General features: G+C 67.2%; 3 protein-coding genes. All 3 read left to right on the top strand.

From position 1 onward, the window contains the following. A partial coding sequence (locus KSNIM_RS38970) for a hypothetical protein (protein WP_263108384.1) occupies window positions 1–566 on the top strand: 566 nt, incomplete at its 5' end. Between the two features lie 182 nt (window positions 567–748). Next, the gene (locus KSNIM_RS38965) at window positions 749–1,465 is read left to right on the top strand and encodes a ParA family protein (protein ID WP_263108290.1); all 717 of its coding nucleotides are present in this window, start codon (window positions 749–751) and stop codon (window positions 1,463–1,465) included. Then, window positions 1,462–2,508, top strand: coding sequence for a ParB/RepB/Spo0J family partition protein (locus KSNIM_RS38960; protein WP_263108291.1), 1,047 nt, complete (start codon window positions 1,462–1,464; stop codon window positions 2,506–2,508). The genes KSNIM_RS38965 and KSNIM_RS38960 overlap by 4 nt, the downstream gene beginning before the upstream one ends. Window positions 2,509–2,864 lie beyond the last annotated feature (356 nt).

Genomic DNA, 2,864 nt, shown 5'->3' with positions numbered 1-2,864 from the left:
TGGATGACGTGACCGCCAGTGTCACCGGGGCAGACGACGGCTACGGCCAAGATGCCGGACTCGGCGCAGGAGAGGAGCCACCTCTTGGCGGTCTACCGCCGCAGCCCAAGGTTGAGACCGTACGTGAAGTGCTGCAGGGCCTGAAAGTTGGAAAGGTGTGTATCCGTCAGAGCGGTGCCTTCGCGGACGTCTCCGACTGGACGATGCGATCCGCTCTCGGCAAGGACGCCCGCGTACGAGCCGCCATCCATGAATTCGACGGCCTGGTAGGCAATCCCGCCGACCGGGTATCGGCTCTGGACGGGGCACTGATCCGGCTGGCTGGAAAGGTCGGTCGCCGCATTACACAGGCAGTTTCTCGCGCGGTGTATGAGCAGGTTCAGTACCTCGGCATCGTGACCAACAGCAGGTGGGACGATCGGAAGCGCTGCTGGGCGGTCTTCGGTGAGGTTGAGGCCACGGTCGAGGAGATCGAGCCGCTCGATCCGAACAACGAGGAGCACCGGACTGCAGTGGCCAAGGCCGCCGCACTCCATGGCTTCCCCCTGCCGGCGGAGTGGAGCTGAGCTGGCGCCAGGAAGAGAGCAGCAAACATCGGGCGGCCGTTCCGCGGCCGCCGCCCCCTTGGCTGTTTGAGAGCAGACACCTATCCACGCCGTGCCGAGGGTGATGCAAGATCCCGTGACGATCTTCTGACATGCTGTGCCAGTCCGAAGTACCAGTCAACTGGGAAGCATACGGAGCTTTCATGGCACACGTGCATGTCCTGCTCAACCAGAAGGGCGGCGTCGGCAAGTCGACGCTGACCGTCAACCTCGCCGCAGTCACGGCCGAAGTGATCGGCCGGAAGGCCGGCGAGCAGCCGCCGGTCCTGGCGGTCTCGGTCGACCCTCAGGGTTCGACCGCCTGGTGGTCCAATCGGGTCGGCGACGATCTGCCGTTCCTGTTCACCCAGGCCCACAACGACCTCGGTTCGCTGCGCAAGCTTCGGGCTGTGAAGTCGGTTCAGCACATCTTTGTCGACACCCCGGGCTGGCTGGACCTGTCCGACGACGACACGACCGCGGACCCGCTCGGTGACGGCAAGGCCGCCGACATCCTGCGCGCTGTCCTGGACAACGCGGACAGTGTGATCCTTCCGATCGAGCCGGAGCCGCTTGGCTTCAAGCCGACCGTGCGAACGGTCCGACAGATCGTGCAGCCTCGCGGATTGCCGTACACCGTGGTGATCAACAACTGGGATCCGCGGGACGGTGAGGCGGACTTGAAGCAGACCCAGGAGTTCGTCGAGAAGAACGGGTTCCCGCTCGCGACGACCGTCATCCGGCACTACAAGGTCCATGCCCGGGCAGCTGCCGAGGGCCTCGTCGTCACCCAGTACAAGCCCAACCGGTCCGCTTTCGAGGCTCGCGAGGACTTCTACAAGCTCGCCCTGGAGCTCAACCTGAACGGATCCGCCCGATGAGCCGCCGCGTCAACCTGGCTGACATGCTCGACGGCGAGCCCCTCGACGAACCGACCCAGGCGGCCCCCCGACCCCCGGTCGCGGACGTGGCGCAGATCGCCCCGAATCCCGAGAACCCTCGCGGGGCCATCGACACCGGCGATCAGGACTTCGTCGAGCTTGTCACCAGCATCGGCGGCGTCGGGGTCATCACTCCGCTGACCGTCTGCAGCTCCGCCGCATTCCTCAAGCACCACCCTCAGCACGCCGAGGCTGTCGCGGGCCGGCAGTACGTGGTCGTCGCGGGCCACCGCAGGCTCGAGGCCGCCCGGCAGGCCGGCCTCACCGAGGTCCCGGCGTTCGTGAACGACGACGCCGCCGAGGACCCGCTGGTGTTCGCGGTCGCCGAGAACCTTCTGCGCGTCGGGCTCAGCCCGATCCAGGAGGCCGAGGCACTGCGCGTACTCACCGACAAGCCGCCGGCCGGACGCGGGATGTCCCAGTCGAAGGTGGCCAAGGGCATCGGTAAGACCCAGGCTTTCGTGTCGCAGCGGATCGCGCTGCTCGAACTCGTTCCGGAGCTGCAGCAGAAGGTGGCTGCGGGCGAGCTCGGTATCAAGGCCGCTCGGGCCTTCACCGCTCTGCCGGCGGCCGAGCAGGTCGCCGCGTACGAGGAGTCGCTCGCACCCGCCGTGTCGGCGCCGCAGCCAGTGCCGGCGCCGGGCATGGCCCCTGACCCAGCCGGCATCGACACGTCTGCGGCGGCCGGGACCCATAACCCGGTTATGGATCCGCCGTCCCGCCCGGCACCCACGTCCACCGCCGCTCCGACGGCCACAACGCCAACGGCCTCAGCTGCAGTGGCTGAACCTGTACGCCGTACAGCTGTCGAGGCGGCCGAGTCACCTGCCGTTCCGGAGCAGCGGGCACCGCAGGGTGCGGTGTCAGTGCCCGACGTCGATTGGCACGACATCGCGGCGTTCGTGGCGGCCATAAGGAAGGTCCTCGACAAGACTGAGGTCTACCAGTTGGCGGAAGCCCTCGTCGACAGCCTCAGGGACTGACCAGCCAGCGCAGCTATAACCCGGTTATGGGTGAGGGGTGGCACCGCGATGCGGGTGCCACCCCTCACCCATAACCTCTGCCCCGGCCCGCGCGGCCGAACAGCAAGCTCGATCTATAACCGGGTTATGACCGCGCCCCGGTTCCCGCGGTGGATCGGGTCCGTTGGGTCGGCATCGTCGTCCTCCGCAGCGCCCCAGCCGCTGCGGCCTTTGTCGATCACGTGGCCGGTCCTCGGCAACCCCTGGGGCATGACCGTCGTGGGCAACAGACCCGATCCCTAACAGAGCTTCTGCCCGGCGGCGATCACTGAGTTCATCGGCTCTCCAGACTTCCGGCCGCTGGGCAGAGTGAAGGT

It is taken from the genome of Kitasatospora sp. DSM 101779, assembly GCF_025655475.1.
Lineage (GTDB): Bacteria > Actinomycetota > Actinomycetes > Streptomycetales > Streptomycetaceae > Kitasatospora.
This window is presented reverse-complemented; position numbering and strand designations above follow the sequence as displayed.

Bases quoted from the DNA above. Each gene is read 5' to 3' on its own strand.
- KSNIM_RS38960 (WP_263108291.1), top strand. From the start codon at position 1,462: ATGAGCCGCCGCGTCAACCTGGCTGACATGCTCGACGGCGAGCCCCTC.
- KSNIM_RS38965 (WP_263108290.1), top strand. From the start codon at position 749: ATGGCACACGTGCATGTCCTGCTCAACCAGAAGGGCGGCGTCGGCAAG.